This is a genomic window from Acinetobacter sp. GW821-FHT01C12, from assembly GCF_059422625.1.
In genome coordinates, this window is record NZ_JBWKXD010000017.1 from 20,047 (window position 1) to 40,761 (window position 20,715).

Here is a 20,715-nt window from a genome sequence, read left to right on the forward strand (position 1 = left end):
TTTATAAATTACATCATAAAAGAAAAACCTGATTATTCATCAGGTTTTTCGCAAAAATCATGCAAAACTGTTTGATTAACGCATCATATTCTTTGCAGCTTCATTTCTAAAAGCTTTTAAAATCTGTTGCCCTGCTCGACCTGTTGGACTCAATCCTAACTTCACTTGCTCTTGCTGAATAGCCTGACGCGTTTTATCGCCAATCAAGCCATCTGCATCGCCAATCGCATAGCCTTTTTTCAATAAGTAATTTTGAATTTCTCGGCGCTCTGTACGAGATGTTCCTGCATCGTCAGTTGGCCATGCGGTTTGAAAACCGCCCTTGCCTTGTAAACGATCAGACAAATGCGCAATTGCCAGTGCATAACTTTCCGCAGCATTGTACGAATAAATTGCATCAAAGTTTTTAAACACCAAGAATGCTGGACCATTTGCACCCGCAGGCATCATTAGACCAGCCTGAGCGCCTTCCGATAAATTGCCTTGAATGATTGGAGTACCATCAACACGAGTAAAACCACGATTTACCCAAGTGCTCAACGATTTTTTATTACGACGACTTTCGCCACCTACAGAGGCACCAGCTGGGATTTTTACTTCAAAGCCCCACGGCATTCCGGTTTGCCAGCCACGTTTTTTCAAAAAATTTGCTGTTGATGCCAAAGCATCCGAAGTACTTGAAACCAAGTCGCGTCGACCATCACCATCAAAATCTACGGCCAACTCTTCATACGTTGAAGGCATAAATTGAGTATGACCAAATGCCCCTGCCCATGAACCTTTTAACTGTTCTTCGCGTAAATCACCTCGTTGTAAAATACGCATTGTGGCAAAAAATTCACCTCGGAAATAACCTTGTCGACGCCCTTCACAACTTAAAGTTCCCAACGCTTGTAATAAAGGATATTTTCCTGAAATGTCACCAAAATTACTTTCCACGCCCCAAACAGCAACAACCGTTTCTGCTGGAACGCCGTAAGCTGCTGAGACACGGTTTAAAACTTCACGATGCTGAGCCAGCATTTGACGGCCTTTCTCTACCCGCTCGTCATCGACCAAACCTGAAAGATAATCCCAAATCGGTGTTGAGAACTCAGGTTGATAATCCAGTTTGCTAATGACCGAATAATCAGGCGTTAGATTTTGCGTATAACGATCAAAGGTTGTCCCACTAACACCTGAACTGATTGCTTGCGAACGTAAATTTGCAATACAGCTTTGAAAATTAGAATTGGGTGTATAGCTTGTATTCGGTGTTGTTGTAATTGGTGAGCTAGACACAGCCTGACCGTTAATGATTAATTCAGCATTGGCATGCGATGCTGCCAACAAAACAGATCCACAAATCAAAGTTAAATGACGCATAATATCCACAAAATGGTTTTAAATTTAAATTATGTGAATACCATAGCAGTCTGTGAATAAAATGACAGATGTAAAAACGTAAATTTTGAATTCATTTTTCGATTTTAAATTCATAACCCACAGTTCACTGTTTTGAATTTAAATATAGTTATCCACACCCCAGCAAACTTATCATTTTTTAAATTCAAAACTTTCACACAAATTTAAATTCAAAAAACATCATTATTTTAGCAACCTTAGCTTTAAATTTAAAATTCCACTCAATCCCATAAAAACTCGCTTAAGTGTTTATTTTTACCCACAATTTGGATTTTAGATTGGTGAATAAAAACTTATCCACAGTCGTTATTTTCACTTCGAGCAAGCAAAAGTTTAAATTTAAAGTTTTAAATTCAAAAAACACCTTCAAGTTAATTTAAATTCAAAGTGGATAACTTTTTGGGTTTTGCTGTTAATACTTTTAAATTCAAATGTTCTAAACCCTTTAAATTTGAACTTTGAATTTAAAAATAGATGCTTGCTTTTCTGTTTATTGAAGCTGTTTTTATCATCATTCTTATTTTTATAGCCCCAGAAAATGATCCATTTTTGGATCATTGCTTAGCGATAAAATAGGGGGAGCGTCATGATACAGAACAGCAGAATAGAAAAAAGCGGGCAAGAGTTTGACCGCTTTTTTTACATACAAAATCAAGCTTAAATGTTCATATCTTCGCTTAATGACAATGGATTCGGTAAAATCTTCGCCAATTGACGACATAAAGTCGTTAATTCAGCAGCATCATTTGGCATCAGGGTGATATGACCAATTTTACGACCTTCACGTTCTGTTTTATTGTAAAGGTGTAAATGTGCACCTTTTAACGCTAAAACATCTTCGGATTTCGGGTGTTGCCCAATGATATTTACCATCACTGTTGGTCGAACCACTTCGGTTGAACCGAGTGGTAAACCTGTCACTGCGCGAATGTGATTTTCAAATTGCGAACATACTGCGCCTTCAATTGACCAATGCCCAGAGTTATGCACACGTGGAGCCATCTCATTGGCATATAAGCCTTTTTCAGTCACAAACAATTCAAGTGTTAACACACCGACATAGTTCAAATGGTTTAACAAACGGGTGATGTATTCCTGCGCAACGGGCTGTAAATCAGCACTGTTTGGAGCAGGAACTATTGAATGCGAGAGAATACCATTATGATGATGATTTTCAGCCAAAGGCCAAGTTTTTACATCACCATCAATACCACGCACCGCAATAATTGAAACTTCACGAGAAAAAATCACAAAACTTTCAGCGATTAATGATCCTGCTGGCCCCAACTCAGCCCATGCCTGATCAATTTGATCGACTGAACGCAGTACAAATTGACCTTTACCATCATAACCACCTGTCGCAGTTTTAAGTACGATTGGTAAGCCTAATTCACTCACTGCAAGCTTAAGCGTCTCCAATGAATCGACTGCTTTGTACGGCGCAACAGGAATTTCCAGCTCATCAAATAAAGCTTTTTCAGAAAGACGATGTTGTGCGATTGCTAAAGCTTGGCGTGGCGGATACAGATCTTTTTGCTTGGTTAATACATCAACATCAATCAATGGCGTATTTTCAAATTCCAAACTAAAAACATCTGCACTGGCAATAAAATCTTGTAACCCATTTTCAGCTTTAGTGCTAAAAACTTGTCCCAATATTGCAGATGGACAATCCGCATCAGCTTCAAAAAATGTGCATTGGATATTTAATGGGAGCGCAGCTTGCGCCATCATACGGCCGAGTTGACCACCACCAAAGATACCGATGGTTTTATTCATAACCTGTGTCCCGTTTTTAAGCTTGACCCGGAATATTTTTACTTGCCACTTTATCGGTTTGAGCGGCACGGAAATCTGCAACATTTTTTGCAATTTCAGGGCGAGTTAAACCTAAAATTTGAGCAGCCATGATTGCGGCATTGGTTGCACCCGCAGGGCCAATTGCCAATGTGCCAACTGCAATACCTGCAGGCATTTGTACAATAGACAACAAAGAATCAACGCCATTTAAAATTGAAGATTTCACAGGAACACCCAATACAGGCAAATCTGTTTTTGCTGCGCACATTCCTGGTAAATGTGCTGCACCACCAGCACCAGCAATAATCACCTGAATACCACGTTCACGTGCTGTTTCAGCATATTCAAATAAGCGGTCTGGCGTACGATGCGCAGAAACAACTTCGGCTTCAAAAGGAACACCAAGCTGTTTCAGCATATTGGCAGTGTTTTCGAGAGTTGCCCAGTCTGATTGAGAACCCATAATAATTCCAACGAGAGGAGCGTCTTGTACAGCGGCCGCATTCATTGCATATATTCCATAAACGAATGTAAGGAAGTTTAAATACTGGTGATCAGTGTTTAAATGAATATCAAGAAGCTCGCTATTATAGACTGATTTTTCATCTCACGAAAATTTAACAGACGTAGGAAGTCAATTTTTTTTAAAGCAGCAGCCTAAAAGCCGTTTGATTTGAGAATAATTATGATCTCGAACTCTTAAGCAGCAGGAAAATTGCTAAAGAATGGGACATGAGATGAATATGCTGTCTGAGTGAAATCCGTTTTAATTCACATCATCACAGCTCATCTACTGGCTTCTAAACACAAAAAACACGCAGCCCATCAAACATAAACCCGCCCATAAATAATCTAATTTAAATGGTTGTTTAAACAAGAAAATCATAAACGGAACAAACACCAACAGTGTGACCACTTCTTGGGTGATTTTCATTTGCCCCAACGACCAACCATGTTGCGCCAATAGACGTGTTGCGGGAATCATAAAGCTGTATTCAAGTAAGGCAATGATCCAACCAAACAAGATCGCTTGCCACAGAGGTGCATCATGTAAGAATTTTAAATGCCCATACCAAGCCAAGGTCATAAAACAGTTGGAGATAATTAGTAATAAAAGGGGGAGGGACATGCTATACAACCTAAATTTTGGTGATATTTTAACAAATGCGGTGTAAAATTATTCGTATCCTGACTATTACAATCCAAAACGACTATTTTTAAAAAACCATATGAAAAATTTATTAAATACCATATTCAATTTATTAAAAAAGTTTTTTTCAAAATCAAATTCTGAAAATCCAAGTTCTATTGCTGAATTACCAGAAATTAACCTCGCATTTGCAGATTTAGCCAATATGTTAACGATGGAGAAACAAAATCCTATCCCAAATATTGAATTCTTTGATCATTTAAATATGGATTATTCAATAGAAAGTATTAAACATATTGATGAATATTTACTTTCAATTGGTAATTATAATCTTGAATTAGATAATAAAATTATCCCTGTTGTGGTTAGAACAGCTGCTTATGTTGGAGAATCTATTCGTAAAAATGATCATATGAAAAAATGGTATTGGATTGATTTTGAAACGGCGAAACAAAAAGAACCCCATTTTTTTAATGATATTGAAAACTCACTTGAATTCGCAGCTATTTTAACAGATGGAAATAGCCAAGCTTTTCCTTTGAATAAAGTTATTAAATTTTTGCAAAATGGCAAAGAAGATAGCCTATATTTCTTTGCCATGACAATGTTGAGTTTTGATGAGCCTAATGCTAACGATCATGTTTAATTCTAATTGATTTTATCCTTACAAGAAAAACTATCTTTTCGCCTTAACCCTTGCTATCGTTGCTTTCAAATCAAATGAAACGGCTACACCACAACAACAAAGTGATGTGTCTATAAAAGCACTGGAGTTAACACGAATGCATCTGCATATTTTGGGTATTTGCGGCACCTTTATGGGTTCATTGGCGCTATTGGCGCGTGATTTAGGACATAAGGTCACCGGTTCAGATGCGAACGTTTATCCACCGATGTCGACCCAACTCGAAAATGCTGGCATTACCTTAATGCAAGGCTATGACCGTAGTCATTTACAACCACATCCAGATCTTGTCATTGTAGGCAATGCAATGAAGCGTGGTATAGATGCGGTGGAATATATGCTCAATGAAGGTTTAGCATATATTTCAGGTCCACAATTCCTTGCTGACCATGTTTTACAAGGCAAACATGTGCTTGGTGTTGCCGGTACCCATGGTAAAACTACCACAACAACAATGCTGGCTTGGGTACTGGATCAAGCAGGTTTAAATCCTGGCTTTTTAATTGGTGGTGTACCTTTAGGCTTTAGTGAAAGCGCACGTTTAGGTGGTGGAAAATATTTCTGCGTAGAAGCAGATGAATATGACTCTGCTTTTTTTGATAAACGCTCTAAGTTCGTACATTACCATCCAAAAACTGCGATTTTAAATAATCTTGAATTTGACCATGCCGATATTTTTGATGATCTAGCAGCAATTCAAAAACAATTCCATCATTTGGTCCGCACCATTCCAAGTGAAGGTCGTATCATTGCCCCGATCACTGAAACCAATATCGATGAAGTGTTGCAAATGGGTTGTTGGACACCTGTTGTAAGGACTTCACTTGACGCCAATAACAGTGCTGAAGTTTATGCTGAACAGCTTTCTACAGATGGTTCACATTTTAAAGTGCTTCAACACGGCGTAGTAAAAGGTGAAGTGAAGTGGAATATGACAGGACAACACAGTGTTGCCAATGCTTTGGCAACCATTGTAGCAGCTGAACATGTCGGCGTTTCAATTGAAACAGCATGTGAAGCCTTATCGAATTTTGGTGGGGTGAAACGCCGAATGGAATTACTTGATACGGTGAATGGTATTGAGATATATGATGACTTTGCCCATCACCCAACTGCGATTGATACAACGCTTGAAGGTGCACGTAAACGTTTAGGCGAACGTAAGCTTTGGGCGATTATTGAACCACGTTCAAACACCATGCGTATGGGCAGTCATAAAGATGGCTTGGCACATTCTGCACGTCTTGCAGATGAAGTGATGTGGTATCAACCTGAAGGTCTGGACTGGGATTTACAGCCTGTCATTGACGCTGCAACCAATAAAGCCGTTGTGGCTCGTACACTGGATGACATTATCAGTACCGTTGTTACACAAGCAGGTGAGGGCGATGCTGTGGTGATTATGTCCAATGGTGGTTTTGGTGGATTACATCAAAAATTGATTGCAGCATTAAAAGCAAAATAAGTCGAAATAAAGTGTAGAAAACCCACAAAATTTTGTGGGTTTTTTTATTGATTTACGGAGGGGGTACTTTCAATAAGTTTAAAATCCTTAAGCTTGACCCAACCTTCAACCAGATCATCTTCTATATTTTGATTTGGATCATTAAATATCACATAAACCCAGTGTTGTTTTTTTCTGTCTTTATAGATTGAATAAGCCGTGACATTATCATTTTGAAGCACAAAAGTATCATTCATCTTACAGATGTTTTTGGGCGCTGAATAAAAATAAATACGATGTTTAGATTTGCCTAACAACTCCCAACGTGGCTGTATTTCTTGCTCTTTTTTATAGGTTTGTAAATTTAATTCAAAACAACTCATTGCTAAACTGAACGATGAACTGCTCAATAACAATACAGTGATTATCATTTTTTTAAACATGTTTTAATCTTCTAACCGAATCTGAATCTGAACGGCCCAATGAGTATTGGGCACACAATAAAGCTAAGCTTTCACATCAACAAAACTTTTATCACGTCTAAACATGACTTCGACATAGGAACAAGTGGGTACAATTTTAAGCTGCTTTTCACGTGCAAACTCAACCAAAGTATCCAACAACTGGCGCGCAATTCCTTGACCACGCAAGGAGTCATCTACCCAAGTATGGTTCGCAATGATCTGATGTGCACCATGCCATAAATAACTGATCTCAGCAATTCGCTTACCTTGCTCATTATCAAAGTAAAATTCACCTTTTTGTTGATTATCTACATGTTGGAATTGCATATATTCTTTCTCATGGATGTTCTATAACACAATCCCACTGTAGCAAAGCAAACTTAAGATTTCAAAACATCATGAATCGATTGATCTTTATCAAATACTGATTTTGAAAAAGGGCAGAGTGGAATAATTTTCACATTCTTTGAGCGAGCCATCTCTACAACTTGATCTAATAATTTTCGACCTACACTTTGACCACGCAATTCATCTTCTACAAGTGTATGGTCAATAATCAACATATTTTCACCTGCCCATGTGTATGCCATTTCAGCCAAATGGTGACCTTCTTCACCAATATAAAATTCACCTTTTTTACCATCATCTTTATGTCTGATTTCTAACATTTTATTTACTCTTATATACGTTTAAATTTATAGGCCTATTCAAAATGCCATAACTATATTTGAATTATTGTTAAATTTTGTCTGACAGTTTTATTTTTGATACAACAAACTTAGCTTAACTTTATTCACAATTCAGCCTAAAATTTAGCACTAACCTCTTTTAATATTGACCATGTCTGCCTTATCTCCCCAAACTCCAGCACCACAATCTGCCCCCAGTGAATCCCAGCAATGGATCAGTGTGATTAGCCTTGCTTTCGCAGCATTTATTTTCAATACCACAGAATTCGTTCCTGTGGCTTTGCTGAGCGACATTGGAAAAAGCTTTGCGATGCCTGCAACTGATGTTGGCATCATGATTACTCTATATGCATGGGTTGTTGCACCCATTTCATTGCCGATCATGTTATTGACCAAAAATATTGAACGGCGCTTTTTACTGATCATCTTATTTATGGTTTTTGTGGCCAGTCATGCATTATCTTATTGTGCATGGAGTTTCGATGTACTCTTGATCAGTCGAATTGGTATCGCATTTTCTCATGCTTTATTTTGGTCAATCACTGCATCACTGGCAGTACGAGTCGCACCCAAAGGTAAGGAGTTTCAAGCTTTGGGGCTATTGGCCACAGGTACGGCATTGGCGATGGTTTTAGGTATTCCATTTGGACGAATGATTGGTGAATCTTATGGTTGGCGTAATACTTTTGCTTTGATTGCAATTGGTGCGGCTATAGTTTGCGTCATCTTAGCCAAAACATTACCACGCTTACCAAGCGTCAATTCAGGTTCTCTGAGTAGTTTAAAGGTATTTTTAAAACGCCCAAGCCTGATGATTGTTTTTGCTCTGACCATTATTGTGATTACCGCACAATTTACCGCATACAGTTATATCGAACCTTTTGCTTTGAATGTTGCGCATTTTAGCTCGACACAGACTACAACCTTATTATTAATCTATGGCGCAGCGGGTTTCTTTGGCTCTTATTTATTCGGTAAATTTGCCAAAAAATATCCCAAACTTCCGATACCGTTAAGTAGTGCGATATTGGCTGTTTCGATGTTATTGTTGACTTCACTGAGTACTGATTTTACCAGTTTTAGTCTACTGAGTTTATTTTGGGGCATGGCGATTATTTGCTTTAGCTTAGCTCAACAAGCCAAAACCTTAGCTTTAGCTTCTGATGCCACTGATGTCGCAATGGCGATTTATTCAGGACTTTACAATGTGGGTATTGGTGGCGGCGCTTTGCTTGGTGGCATAGTGACTACCAATTATGGGCTCAACCATATTGGCATCGTTGGCGGTATAATCGCTGTTCTTGGGACCCTGTTAGCTTTAATGCTTGTACAACGTAAAGATTTTATTCAAAAAAATAGGGTCTGTTGACAATTCGTCTACGTTTGCGACTACGTGTGTTTTTTAGGCGATACTAGGCGCGAAATACGAAATTTAGTCATTCTAAATAATGAGAAACATCGTTTCGCAAGGTAACACGTAGCGGCAAAAAACACACTAGTCCCCCGCTGCGCCTTGCGCTGCAAACAAAGCAATGCTTTGTTCTTGCTCAGGGTTGTCGTTAAAATTATCTCAGCCTTCGTTATGAAACTCGAAAATAGACTCACTATTCTCTTCGTTTAATGCCTTGCCTGCTTAATTTTAACCTACAACGCAAGCCATTTATGAAATGCCAACAGACCCTAAATATCTTTTTACAAGTTTTAAAGTGACATGCTGAGTTAAAAACTTTAATTTGATAAAAGTTAACTTGGCTTTAAGGTCAAAAAAGACATCGTGCGAACAGTCAAGGTGTATGCAGGTATTAAGGAGCAATTCGATGGCATTGACCACCTCACCCAATGGAAAACCGAATACTTCAGAAAAGCCTCGAGTCTTGACCCAATCTGAGATCACAGCACTACGACAAGACATGAAGCAGTCAATTGCGTGGGCACAAGCTGAACTGCGCCGTCGACACAAGTATCCTAATTAACCCAGTGCGGACGTAAAGTCCGATATAGGCAATAACTGCAATGCAACCAATCATTTTATTTAAATTATTAACCACCACACTGCATCGGCAGTGTGGACGTATACATTTAAAATAAAATGTAGAAACCAACCCTGCCAATGAGCGGGGTTATTTTTTGCTCCGTGATTTGGTCAATATTTACGGAGAAACTCATGTCTGAGTATCACAATAAACAAGCCTTACTGGTTATTGATCTACAAAATGGTCTATTTCATGCGCAACATCCTCCATTTCAAGCTGAGCAATTGTTGAAAAACGTTAATCAGCTCATTGAATATGCGCGTGTTAAACACATTCCGATTTTTGCGATACGTCATGTTGGTTTAGCAGACACAGGACTCGCCCCAAATAGTCCAATGACTCAACTGATCGCTGAATTAAATATTGATCCTAATACAGATTACATCTTAGAAAAAACACGGCCAAATTGTTTTTTCCAAACAGATTTAGCACAACAATTAGAGTCTTTAAATGTTGAAGAAGTGATCATCTGTGGTTTAAAAACTGAATTTTGTATCGATAGCACAAGTCGTGCGGCAAAAGACTTAAATTATAAAGTGACATTAATTTCAGATGCGCACAGCACAGTAGATTCAAAGGTTCTCAATGCTGACCGTATTATTCAGCATCATAATTCAACGCTCAATCAAGCTTTTGTTGTGCTAAAAACCAGCGCTGAATTTTGTACATAAAATAAACTACATAAAAATACATTCAAAATTTGCACATTTTTAGTAAATATGCGATTCTCACTAGGTATTAAGAAATGAAAGATTTCTTACACAGTATATTGAACAAGGGGAGTAGCCTCCTTTAATCAGAATATCGTCATTACGCTTTGAAAAAAGCCGGTATCTGAGCATTTGAGATTGATGTACATAACTCAAATGTAGGCAAGACCTTGATCATGTTGACACAGATGTTTAATCATCTGGCAACAGGTCAAGGTTTTTTTATGCCTGATTGCCAGATTTGGAGAGTTTTATGGAAACTATTGGCAATCCATGGCTGTATCTAGCGTTCTTCGCTATTGTTATTGTCATGCTACTGATCGACTTTTTAGGCTTTAAACAAAAAGAAGGGCAAGAAGTCAAAATTAAAACTGCTGCCTACTGGAGCATTGCATGGGTCAGTGTTGCAGCATTATTTGGTGGTGGTTTATGGCTGTATTTACAACAAACCGCGGGTGTTTCTATTGCCAATAGCAAAGTCATGGAATACTTTGCAGGTTATCTACTTGAAAAATCGTTAGCGATCGACAATGTCTTTGTCTGGTTAATGATCTTTGCTGCATTTGCGATTCCACAAGGCTTACAACGTAAAATTCTGCTCTATGGTGTATTAGGTGCAATTATTTTACGTACCATCTTTATTTTTATTGGCGCCTGGTTCGTTCAAGAATTCTCTTGGGTGCTTTATCTCTTTGGTGCTTTCTTGGTTTATACAGGCTATAAATTCCTTAAAGGGCAGGATGAAGAAGAAACCAATATCGAAGATATGGCTATTCTAAAGTGGTTACGTAAACACATGCGAATCACCCCAAAATTAGAAGGTGCTCAATTCTTTGTTCGTCAAAATGGTGTGTTGTGGGCAACCCCGTTATTTCTTGTCTTAATTTTAGTTGAAGCTTCCGATGTGATCTTCGCGGTCGATTCTATTCCAGCGATTTTTGCGGTGACCAGTGATCCATTTATTGTATTAACTGCGAATTTAATGGCGATCTTAGGTCTACGTGCAATGTTCTTCTTATTGTCGGGTGCCGCTTCTAAAATGCATTACTTGCCTTATGGCTTAGGCATCATCTTAGTCTTCATTGGCTTTAAAATGTTAATGCTGGATGTCTTCCATATGCCGATTTGGATTTCGTTAGGTTTCATTGTGATTGTCTTGGCAATTACCGCTTGGCTCTCTATTCGCCATAGCAAAAAACATCATGAAACAACCTTATAAACACTAGATTAAGCCTTCCAATTGGAAGGCTTTTTTATGATCAACAATAATACTCAACGATTTAAATTGTATGGTCAGTATTGAAGTGAAATCTTTATCCATCAGCATAGTCATCTGTTGTAATAGCCATCTGTTGTCTTGGAGTATGATCTTCACTATGGTTTGATTGATTTAAATCCTGATCCTCTAATCATCCACAACAAGCAGCTTTTCCCATCTGGTCAAAAACTGTTTAGCCTGAATCCGTGCTAAAAAAACTGGATAACTGACCAAACGTTTATTCCATCTCAATTTTAATTCAAACAAATCATTTAGCCCAAACGGCGCAATAATTTCGATATCATCATTTTCAAGTAAACGTACTGCAATTGCGGTTGCCGTTTCAACCCATACGGATAAAGCATCGAATAAAGATTGGTATTGAGAGATAGAACATCCATCATCTGTTTTATACCACAAATGCACATAGGCTTGATTGACCACATCCCATTCATTATTGGGAAATTTTTGCTTTAACAATTCAGTCAAATGTTGCTATTTAAGGCCTTGTTGATCATTTAAATCATAGAAAATTACATCGATTTCAATCTGATCAAATCCATAACTCTGATGATGTAAAATAGACCATACCAAGTTGCGAATTACACCTGCGCTCAAATATGCATGTGTATGAATATCTCGCAAATACTGTAATCGGAGCATCAATTCAGGACATGAATAGATAAGCTGTTTTAACTGTCGGGTATGATCCATTGTTGTCTTATTTCACCATTTTCCAAGACTGTAGTGATTGTTGCTATCAAGATAAACTTACAATATAGAATATGCCTTTAGCCGCTAATTTTAGTTATATTTCGATAAAAACGTCACTGTGCTAAAACAATAAAAAATAACGTTATTCAATTTTTTAGAATGCTTTCGCGCAAAACTGCATACAGCACCTGATACAAATTTCAGGTACAATCAATCGAAAAAAGGATAAATTGCAGGTTCTACATGTCTTGTATTGTACAGAAAACAGCGGTTCGTGGGCGTTTTCTTGATATTAAAAATACCGTTTCTCAAGCAGCTCAAATATTAGATCAAGTTCGTTATATCGAAGATGGTTTACTGATCACAGAGCAAGGCAAAATCAAATGGTTTGGCCCTTGGGAAGATGCACAGTCTCACCTGACAGATGATATTCAAATTGATCACTACCCAGAACAACTGATTGTGCCTGGTTTTATTGACACCCATATTCATTTTCCGCAAACAGAAATGGTGGGTGCATATGGTGAACAACTTTTAGAATGGTTAAATACCTATACTTTTCCAACTGAAATTCAGTTTGCAGATAAAACCTATGCCGACAAAATCGCACAGTTTTTTGTCCAAGAATTACTTAAAAATGGCACCACGACAGCACTGGTTTTTTGTACGGTACATCCCCAATCAGTCGATGCCTTATTTGAAGCGGCAGAACAGCATCAGATGCGTTTAATCGCAGGTAAAGTCATGATGGACCGTCATGCACCTGAAGCACTCACAGATACTGCTGAAAGTGCATATATTGACTCTAAAGCACTGATTGAAAAATGGCATGGTAATGGTCGTAACCTATATGCCATTACTCCGCGTTTTGCTCCAACCTCTACACCTGAGCAATTGGCAAAAGCAGGGCAGTTAAAAGCAGAGTATCCAACAGTATATGTGCATACCCATCTCAGTGAAAATAAAAATGAAATTGCATGGGTCAAAGACTTATTCCCAGAGCAGAAAGGTTATCTGGATGTCTATCACCACTATGGTTTAACAGGAGAACGTTCTGTTTTCGCACATTGTGTTCATTTAGAAGAGCATGAGTGGGATTGCATGCATGCAACTGATTCAGCGATTGCATTTTGCCCGACATCAAACTTATTTTTGGGAAGTGGTTTATTCCCATTAAAAAAATCCTGGGAAAAACAGGTCAAAGTCGGCTTAGGAACAGATATTGGTGCAGGAACAGCCTTTTGCCAATTACAAACCCTCAATGAAGCCTACAAAGTGCAACAACTCCAAGGTGATAAACTTTCGGCGATGGAATCACTTTATCATGCAACGCTTGGTGGAGCGAAAGCGTTACATTTGGATGCGCAATTGGGCAATTTCAATATCGGTAAAGAAGCCGATTTTGTTGTGCTAGATTTAAAAGCAACGGCGCTACAACAACTGCGTCAGGAACGTGCTAAAAACATAGACGATGCATTATTTGCCTTATTTACCATGGGGGATGATCGCAATATTCAAGCCACCTATATTTATGGACAAAAAGCCTATGAGCAAAACCAAACAAAAACCGCGTAAATCAAAGAAAAAACTGATTTTGATTGGTACAGTTTTTGTGATCTGTGCATTCGTTTTAAAACGTGATGCACATTGATCATTTCGGCTTAAATTAGGGCATTTACATTTTCAAATGTCAAAAAAGATGCATCTTGATCTGATATGTTTTAAAATTATGTCATCTTTTAGGGTGTTGCTAGTCAACACCTTTTTTAATTTTAGAATTTGATGTTTAGTTTTTTAGGTATTTCCCATGACTATTGAAATGAAAGTGATGATTTCTGCTGAAGAAATTCATGCAAAAGTTCAGGAACTTGGTAAAAAAATTGATGCGCATTATGCCAATAGCGATAAAGAACTTGTCTTAATTGGTTTATTGCGTGGTTCAGTGATTTTTATGGCTGATTTATGTCGTGCAATCAGCAAGACTCACGAACTCGATTTTATGACCGTTTCAAGCTATGGTGGCAGTACAACATCTTCTCGTGATGTCAGAATCCTCAAAGATTTAGACGGCGAAATTCGCGGTAAGGATATCTTAGTCGTGGAAGATATTATTGACTCTGGCAATACCTTAAGCAAAGTATTGGAAATTTTAAGTACACGTCATCCCAACTCGATCGAGCTGTGTACTTTAGTCAGCAAACCGTCTCGCCGTGAAATCGACTTAGATGTGAAATTTCTGGGCTTTGAAGTTGAAGATAAATTCATTGTGGGCTATGGCTTAGACTACGATCAAAAATACCGTCATATTCCATTTATCGGGGAAATTGGTCTTTAATTGAGACCTCACCGCATCATTTTAACTAAAATGAGTTAAGCGACTTCGGTCGCTTTTTTTATTTTTTAGCTTTCATAGTGAACAAAAATGCAACAACTTGTAGCAAATAAGCGCTTTTACTTCATTTGAGAATATTTGATTATTAAACTAATTCGATGCAGTAACTCACGACAAAATAAAGAAAAAGGAGAAAGATTATGATGTCACTGATTAGTGCAATTGTGATTGGTTTTATTGCAGGTTTGATTGCACGTGCAATTCACCCTGGTGATGACAAAGCTGGCTTCATTGTAACAACAGCACTTGGTATTGTAGGTTCATTGGTTGCAACCTATGGTGGTCAATTACTCGGCCTATATCCAAAAGGTGCATCAGCTGGATTTATTGCCTCAGTCATTGGTGCAATAGTGGTACTTTTTATCTATAACATGATTGCCAAACGTACTTAAATTTTCTCCTCAATATAAAAAGCACCCTCGATGGGTGCTTTTTTACGCTGTCAGCATTCTAAGCGCTGTTTATAATCCAAAATTTTTCCATATTTTCTCAATTTCTTCGGCAGGGTAGGCACCCATCACCTTATAACCATTTGAGAAAATAATTGCAGGTGTTCCATGCAAACCTAATTTTTTACCCAATTCCAAATTACGCTCGATTGGCGTTGCACAATTTGCTGGTGCAGTTGGTTTGATCCCATTTTGAATCAAATTTTTCCATGCATATTCTTTATTTGCAGAACACCATACTTGCTTAGATGGCAAAATCGATTGTGCTTTGATGGAATAGATAAATGTATAAATTGTCACATCATTGAGCTTGGCTAAATTCCCTTCAAGCGTCTTGCAATATGGGCAATTTGGGTCAGAAAAGATTGCAAGCTGACGCTTTCCATTCCCCCTGACTGTTTTTACTGCATCATTCAAAGGTAATGCTTTAAAATCTATCGTATTTTCTTTAACTGCTAAATCTTTGGTTAAATTATGCTGATCTTTCAAACGAATCATTGAACCAATAAATAAATGCTGAGCATCCTCATTGACATAAACAATTTGATTATCCAAGGTCCCACTATATAAACCCTGCATTTCTGTTGTTTGCAGATTATTAATTTTTACATTGGGATACTGCTGTGCTAATTTTGCTTTCACAGTCTCAACACTGGAAAAACCAACTGTACAAAAAGCCAGACTTAAGCTCAATGCGATAAATTGCTTTAACATAAATCGATAAAATCAAAATAAATATTGAGATGCATTAAAGCATAATTCCTCAGCTGACTTGTTTAAAAACTGTGATTGATCCTTATCTCTGTTTGCAATGGTTCTCTACCAATCACAGTACCTTGAACTGTTAAAAAAGTTGTACTTTATTCTTACTCAGGTTTCACGTGAAACCCAACTAAACATCGCGGTTTTGTTGATTTCAACAGAAATATGCACCAATTGTTGATGAATAGATAAAGCATGGCGTACCTGATCAGCATTTAAATTTTTATCATTGGATTCAAGCGCCAAAATCACTGAAAATTTGCCTTTAGCCACTTTCCACACATGAATATCGGTTATTTTTGCTTCAACATTTAGACGCTCAATCACTTGACGTACTTCATCGACTACAGGATGATCCATTTCCGCATCTAATAATGTTTGGGCCGTTTCTTTGATTAAACCATATGACCAACGTCCGACTAAAATTGCCCCAACAATACCCAATACAGCATCTAAAAAATCCCAACCCAAATACTTTGCAGCAAAAAGAGCAATAATCGCCAAGACAGAGGTCAGTGCATCTGCAACCACATGTAAAAACGCAGCTTTTTGATTTAAATCATGTCCATGATGGTCATTATGCGTATGTGAATGATGGTGATGGTGATGGTGATGGTGATGGTGATGGTGATGGTGATGGTGATGGTCAGCATGATCGTGTAATAACCATGCACAAACCAAATTGACCAGTAAACCTAAAATAGCAATCAAAATCGCTTCATTATAATGAATCTGTACAGGATGGAATAAACGCACTAGCGACTGGAAGGCCATAAATAAGGCCACCACCATCAATAGAATTGCACTGCTATAGCCAGCAAGAATTTCAATTTTCCATGTGCCAAAACTAAAACGAGAATCCTGCGCATAATAACGAGCAGCTCGATAAGCAGCATAAGCCAAACCTAATGCCAGCATATGCGAACTCATATGCCAACCATCTGCGAGTAAGGCCATGGAATTAAAAATCCAGCCTCCCGCAATCTCAAAAATCATCATCAATCCAGTCAAAATGGTCGCCCATAAGATTTTCTTTTGTGCTAAAGGATTACCTTGATCAAATTGATGGCTATGCTTTCGCTGAATGGTTTTGAATTGCATGAGACATGATCCTATATACTCTCCCTGAGTATATAATTTCAATTTAAAATATACTATAAGGGAGTATATAAAATAGCGGATTAATTTATGAGTCATTTACATCAAGATAAAAAAGTCCTCAATCGTGTGAAACGACTAAAAGGACAAATTCATGCGATTGAAGAAGCTTTGAATGATCAAAGCAGCTCATGTATCAGCGTTTTACAGCAAGTTGCGGCAATTAAAGGTGCCGTGAATGGCTTAATGAATGAATTGATTGAGCAGCATTTAACTGAGCATGTGATTAAAGACACTCAAGCCGTAGATGAAGCTGAATTACAAGAATTTTTAAAGCTGCTAAAACGCTATTCATAACTCAATTCACAGTCATCTATGCTTGAATGTTCAAGTTTCCATTGACCCTTTACTGATTAAGTTTTAATCTTTCCATACTCAATTCCTTCCATGCCGAACTTTGTATTGAACAGGTTTGGCATTTTTATCTGCAAAACATTTGCATTTGAAGTCCTATATTTATGAATCAACAATCATGGCGTTCATTTTTAATGATCAGCCTAGCCTTATGTATTGGTACGATTGGTACGGCGCTTGCTAGCCCCTTATATCCAATTTATCAACAACTTTGGCAATTACTCCCAAGCCAGATCACCTATATTTTCGTGGCCTATATGTTTGGTTGCTTAACCACATTATTATTTTTAGGACGTAGCAGTAATAGTTTTGGTTTTATTCGTACCTTACAAATCGGGCTATTGTTTGCTGTGGTTGGCTTAACACTGTCGGTGTTTGCATCAACCACCTATTTGCTTGGATTTGGCCGCTTTATCATTGGTATTGCCTCTGGGTTGATCAGCACCTCCGCAATGTTAGGTTTGATTTATACCATTCCTGACTCACATAAGCAGAATGCAGCACAGTTAAGTTCAATTATTACCGTGATTGGCTTTGGACTGGGCCCGTTTATTGGTGGTGCAATCGCACAATTTTCTGATCGCCCACTTGTCACACCTTATTTACCCGTAATTGTTGCAGCAATCATCAGTTTGCTGAGTTTATTTACGATTAAAACCATGAGGTTTGAAAGGCAGCCATTTTCTATTGCACCCCACTTACAACTGCCAGAAGCTCAATTTAAAAAACTGTTTTATATCGCCAGTTTTACCGCATTCTGTGCTTTTGGCTCATTTAGTTTATTTGCTTCATTAGCACCTTCCTTTATTCGAGATGTGATTCCTTGGCATGGACCATTGGTCAGTGGTGCAACCATTGCCAGTATCTTAATGGTTTCTGCGATCGTCCAATTTATAGCAAAGTCTTTTGATATGCATAAAGCATTGAATACTGGCTTAGTCTTATTGATTTCCAGCTATATTATTTTATCGATCTGTATGACCATGCATTGGAGTTTCTTATTCTTTTTGAGTGTGGTTTTGGTCGGAATGGGGCATGGTTTAACGTTACTGAGTGCTTTTGCATTGATTCACCACATGACCAATGTTGAAAATCGGGCAGCTGTGGTTTCCACTTATTTGTTTATTGCCTATTTTGGTACCATTGTGCCGATCATTAGCGCAGGCTTTTTATCTGATCATTTCGGTTTAATGGTTGGTGTTTTAGGCTTTTGTGCAGGAATTGGTATCTTATGTATTTATTTATTGATCAGTCATTTAAAAATTAAAGTTGGATCAAACATCTAGGCGCTGTGCGCCTAGATGTTGGTTAAAAGCAATTATTGAATAATCTCAATTTTAACCACTTCTATATCAGTGGGTTTATAGCGGTGAGTATCGACTTCCCCCACAACTTTAACTTTGGTACCCGGTTTTAACTTTTTTAAATCGATAAGATCGTCATCCACTTCGATCCCGATAGTTCCTGTGCTGTCTTTTAGCTCATAATGTTCATATTTTATTTGACGAACAATTGTCCCCGTCAAGGTGACAGCTGTTTCATCATTGGCACGTATTGCTTGTCCAATGGTGATCTTGTTTTTGGCAGCTTCTTGAATAATCACATGATCATCTTTACCCGCCCAAACATTTGACGTCATCACTAAAACAGCAATCGCAAGCAATAAAGGAGTTTTTTTCATGAAAAGAAGCCTTTGTTGAATATGTAATTGATCTTACAGTAAACAATTCTAAGATTGATGTAAATTCAGCTTACAAAAGCACAACTTTTCATCAAAAAAAGCGGACTTATGTCCGCTTTTAAGCTGTTAGAGTAAAGGATTACTTTCCAATACAGAACGAGCCAAAAATTACCCCTAACAGATCATCTGCACTAAAATCGCCTGTGATCTCAGCTAAGGCATTCTGTGCTAAACGTAACGATTCAGCGACCAGTTCACCCGCATGATAGACCTCAAGTTGCTCATGTGCTTCTGCAAGATAGTGCTGAGTGCGCTTCATTGCGTCTAAATGGCGTGTCCGTGCAATAAAGGTATCTTCTTCAGGATGGAAGCCAGCATGCGCTGTAATCGCATCTATAAGCGCTTGTACGCCCATTTCCTGTTTGGCCGACACGCTAATATGGCGAAAACCTTGAAAATCACTTAATTCAGGTGATTGCGCAGTTAAATCACATTTGTTACCAATCAACATCAAGCGTTTAGTTTCTAAATGATCTTCAAAATAGCGCTGAGCAAGTGCTAAAGGATTTTCACCTTGGCTCAGGTCATAAACCAAAAGTAATAAATCCGCTTGCTCAATTTCTTTGATTGCTCGGCGGATGCCTTCTTTTTCGACCACATCACCTGTCTCACGTAAGCCCGCAGTATCGGTCAGTGTGATGGGTAAGCCATTTAAAGTAATTTTCTCATGCAGTACATCACGCGTCGTTCCTGCAATATCCGTAACAATGGCACGGTCATTTCCCGCCAAGGCATTCAATAACGAAGATTTACCCGCATTTGGCTTACCTGCGATCACCACTTGCAGACCTTCACGTAATAATTGCCCCTGACGCGCAGAGTGTTGTACAGCAGAGACTGAAGCCTGCACATCTTCAAGCAGATGAAGAATTTTTCCATCTGCCAAAAAGTCGATTTCCTCTTCAGGAAAATCAATAGCCGCTTCAACATGCAAACGTAAATGAATCAGTTTTTCCAATACAGTATTCACTTTATTGGAAAATGCACCTTGCAATGAACGTACTGCTGAACGCGCAGCGGCTTGTGAGGTGGCATCAATTAAATCTGCAATCGCTTCAGCTTGAACCAAGTCCATTTTGCCATTTTCAAAGGCTCGCATGGAAAACTCGCCTGCTTTGGCGGCAATAGCACCCAGCTCAAACAATCGTGCAAGAAGTGCATTTTGAATTACAGGGCCACCATGTCCCTGCAATTCCACCACATCTTCCCCCGTAAACGAGTTTGGATTTGGAAAGCAAATTGCTAGCCCCTCATCCATCACTTCACCTTTTTCATCAAAAAACTGACGAAAACCAGCAAAGCGCGCTTGGGGAAGCGCTTTATGAGTTAAAGCTTGTGCAATCGCATAAGCCTTAGGACCAGATAGACGAATCACACCTACACCACCACGTCCAGGTGGAGTCGCAATTGCTGCAATTGTGGTTTGGCTTACAGGGTTGCTCATCTAAATTACTCAAACTTTGACAATAAAAAAATCCGCCTAAGATTACCATCTTAAGCGGATTTTT

22 protein-coding genes and 1 pseudogene are annotated in these 20,715 nt (G+C 38.4%); 11 read left to right on the top strand and 12 right to left on the bottom strand.

Annotated elements, in window-relative coordinates:
* Positions 1 to 75: 75 nt before the first annotated feature.
* From AC07WY_RS21040 to AC07WY_RS21055, 4 genes are all read right to left on the bottom strand, one after another.
* Positions 76 to 1,365, bottom strand: coding sequence for a lytic murein transglycosylase (locus tag AC07WY_RS21040; RefSeq protein ID WP_262087417.1), 1,290 nt, complete (start codon positions 1,363 to 1,365; stop codon positions 76 to 78).
* Between the two features lie 696 nt (positions 1,366 to 2,061).
* Positions 2,062 to 3,183, bottom strand: coding sequence for a 5-(carboxyamino)imidazole ribonucleotide synthase (locus AC07WY_RS21045; protein ID WP_262087418.1), 1,122 nt, complete (start codon positions 3,181 to 3,183; stop codon positions 2,062 to 2,064).
* 16 nt (positions 3,184 to 3,199) lie between these two features.
* A complete protein-coding gene (gene purE, locus AC07WY_RS21050; RefSeq protein WP_004718991.1) occupies positions 3,200 to 3,712 on the bottom strand; it encodes a 5-(carboxyamino)imidazole ribonucleotide mutase in 513 nt (170 codons plus the stop codon).
* Between the two features lie 282 nt (positions 3,713 to 3,994).
* Positions 3,995 to 4,333: a DMT family protein gene (locus tag AC07WY_RS21055; protein WP_004818150.1), complete on the bottom strand. Its 339-nt coding sequence runs from the start codon at positions 4,331 to 4,333 to the stop codon at positions 3,995 to 3,997.
* Between the two features lie 100 nt (positions 4,334 to 4,433).
* On the opposite strand from AC07WY_RS21055, the gene AC07WY_RS21060 reads away from it, so the two are divergent.
* Both AC07WY_RS21060 and mpl read left to right on the top strand, forming a co-directional pair.
* Positions 4,434 to 5,000 carry a hypothetical protein gene (locus AC07WY_RS21060; RefSeq protein WP_262087419.1) on the top strand — a complete coding sequence of 189 codons (567 nt, stop codon included), beginning with the start codon at positions 4,434 to 4,436 and terminating at the stop codon, positions 4,998 to 5,000.
* A gap of 136 nt (positions 5,001 to 5,136) precedes the next feature.
* Positions 5,137 to 6,504 carry a UDP-N-acetylmuramate:L-alanyl-gamma-D-glutamyl-meso-diaminopimelate ligase gene (gene mpl / locus AC07WY_RS21065; RefSeq protein ID WP_262087421.1) on the top strand — a complete coding sequence of 456 codons (1,368 nt, stop codon included), beginning with the start codon at positions 5,137 to 5,139 and terminating at the stop codon, positions 6,502 to 6,504.
* A 44-nt stretch (positions 6,505 to 6,548) separates the two neighbouring features.
* Here the strand turns inward: mpl and AC07WY_RS21070 are convergent, their stop codons facing one another.
* The 3 genes from AC07WY_RS21070 to AC07WY_RS21080 all read right to left on the bottom strand — a co-directional run bounded on the left by AC07WY_RS21070 (position 6,549) and on the right by AC07WY_RS21080 (position 7,615).
* Positions 6,549 to 6,926, bottom strand: a complete 378-nt coding sequence (locus AC07WY_RS21070) for a hypothetical protein (protein WP_004818156.1) — start codon at positions 6,924 to 6,926, stop codon at positions 6,549 to 6,551.
* A gap of 63 nt (positions 6,927 to 6,989) precedes the next feature.
* Positions 6,990 to 7,274 (bottom strand): GNAT family N-acetyltransferase, encoded by a 285-nt coding sequence (locus AC07WY_RS21075; protein WP_262087422.1) that lies wholly within the window; start codon positions 7,272 to 7,274, stop codon positions 6,990 to 6,992.
* Between the two features lie 53 nt (positions 7,275 to 7,327).
* A complete protein-coding gene (locus AC07WY_RS21080; RefSeq protein ID WP_004818159.1) occupies positions 7,328 to 7,615 on the bottom strand; it encodes a GNAT family N-acetyltransferase in 288 nt (95 codons plus the stop codon).
* A gap of 172 nt (positions 7,616 to 7,787) precedes the next feature.
* Between AC07WY_RS21080 and AC07WY_RS21085 the strand changes: the two genes are divergently transcribed.
* The 4 genes from AC07WY_RS21085 (at position 7,788) to AC07WY_RS21100 (ending at position 11,598) form a co-directional block, all read left to right on the top strand.
* Positions 7,788 to 9,005, top strand: coding sequence for a sugar transporter (locus AC07WY_RS21085; RefSeq protein ID WP_494737048.1), 1,218 nt, complete (start codon positions 7,788 to 7,790; stop codon positions 9,003 to 9,005).
* A 448-nt stretch (positions 9,006 to 9,453) separates the two neighbouring features.
* Positions 9,454 to 9,609, top strand: a complete 156-nt coding sequence (locus AC07WY_RS21090; RefSeq protein WP_262084729.1) for a hypothetical protein — start codon at positions 9,454 to 9,456, stop codon at positions 9,607 to 9,609.
* A 191-nt stretch (positions 9,610 to 9,800) separates the two neighbouring features.
* Entirely contained in the window at positions 9,801 to 10,340 is a 540-nt protein-coding gene (locus AC07WY_RS21095; RefSeq protein WP_262084731.1) for a cysteine hydrolase family protein, read from the top strand.
* Between the two features lie 292 nt (positions 10,341 to 10,632).
* Complete coding sequence (locus AC07WY_RS21100) at positions 10,633 to 11,598, top strand: TerC family protein (protein ID WP_004718969.1); 966 nt, start codon at positions 10,633 to 10,635, stop codon at positions 11,596 to 11,598.
* A gap of 186 nt (positions 11,599 to 11,784) precedes the next feature.
* On the opposite strand, the pseudogene AC07WY_RS21105 reads toward AC07WY_RS21100, so the two are convergent.
* Positions 11,785 to 12,351 (bottom strand): annotated as a pseudogene (locus tag AC07WY_RS21105) (nucleotidyltransferase family protein).
* Positions 12,352 to 12,594: 243 nt separating this feature from the next.
* Here AC07WY_RS21105 and guaD point away from each other — a divergent pair.
* The 3 genes from guaD to AC07WY_RS21120 all read left to right on the top strand — a co-directional run bounded on the left by guaD (position 12,595) and on the right by AC07WY_RS21120 (position 15,135).
* Positions 12,595 to 13,926 carry a guanine deaminase gene (guaD, locus tag AC07WY_RS21110; protein ID WP_262084733.1) on the top strand — a complete coding sequence of 444 codons (1,332 nt, stop codon included), beginning with the start codon at positions 12,595 to 12,597 and terminating at the stop codon, positions 13,924 to 13,926.
* Between the two features lie 232 nt (positions 13,927 to 14,158).
* The gene (gene hpt / locus AC07WY_RS21115; protein WP_004718958.1) at positions 14,159 to 14,686 is read left to right on the top strand and encodes a hypoxanthine phosphoribosyltransferase; all 528 of its coding nucleotides are present in this window, start codon (positions 14,159 to 14,161) and stop codon (positions 14,684 to 14,686) included.
* A 197-nt stretch (positions 14,687 to 14,883) separates the two neighbouring features.
* Complete coding sequence (locus tag AC07WY_RS21120; protein WP_004718955.1) at positions 14,884 to 15,135, top strand: GlsB/YeaQ/YmgE family stress response membrane protein; 252 nt, start codon at positions 14,884 to 14,886, stop codon at positions 15,133 to 15,135.
* A gap of 69 nt (positions 15,136 to 15,204) precedes the next feature.
* Here AC07WY_RS21120 and AC07WY_RS21125 read toward each other — a convergent pair whose 3' ends face one another.
* Positions 15,205 to 15,906, bottom strand: coding sequence for a DsbC family protein (locus AC07WY_RS21125; RefSeq protein WP_494737049.1), 702 nt, complete (start codon positions 15,904 to 15,906; stop codon positions 15,205 to 15,207).
* A 156-nt stretch (positions 15,907 to 16,062) separates the two neighbouring features.
* On the bottom strand, positions 16,063 to 17,055 hold the full coding sequence (gene dmeF, locus AC07WY_RS21130; RefSeq protein ID WP_494737050.1) for a CDF family Co(II)/Ni(II) efflux transporter DmeF: 993 nt from the start codon (positions 17,053 to 17,055) through the stop codon (positions 16,063 to 16,065).
* Between the two features lie 87 nt (positions 17,056 to 17,142).
* Between dmeF and AC07WY_RS21135 the strand changes: the two genes are divergently transcribed.
* Positions 17,143 to 17,409 (top strand): metal/formaldehyde-sensitive transcriptional repressor, encoded by a 267-nt coding sequence (locus AC07WY_RS21135; RefSeq protein ID WP_004818177.1) that lies wholly within the window; start codon positions 17,143 to 17,145, stop codon positions 17,407 to 17,409.
* A 161-nt stretch (positions 17,410 to 17,570) separates the two neighbouring features.
* The gene (locus tag AC07WY_RS21140; RefSeq protein WP_419336940.1) at positions 17,571 to 18,752 is read left to right on the top strand and encodes an MFS transporter; all 1,182 of its coding nucleotides are present in this window, start codon (positions 17,571 to 17,573) and stop codon (positions 18,750 to 18,752) included.
* Between the two features lie 32 nt (positions 18,753 to 18,784).
* Here AC07WY_RS21140 and AC07WY_RS21145 read toward each other — a convergent pair whose 3' ends face one another.
* Positions 18,785 to 19,147, bottom strand: coding sequence for a NirD/YgiW/YdeI family stress tolerance protein (locus AC07WY_RS21145; protein WP_494737051.1), 363 nt, complete (start codon positions 19,145 to 19,147; stop codon positions 18,785 to 18,787).
* 139 nt (positions 19,148 to 19,286) lie between these two features.
* A complete protein-coding gene (mnmE, locus tag AC07WY_RS21150; protein WP_333666568.1) occupies positions 19,287 to 20,651 on the bottom strand; it encodes a tRNA uridine-5-carboxymethylaminomethyl(34) synthesis GTPase MnmE in 1,365 nt (454 codons plus the stop codon).
* Positions 20,652 to 20,715 lie beyond the last annotated feature (64 nt).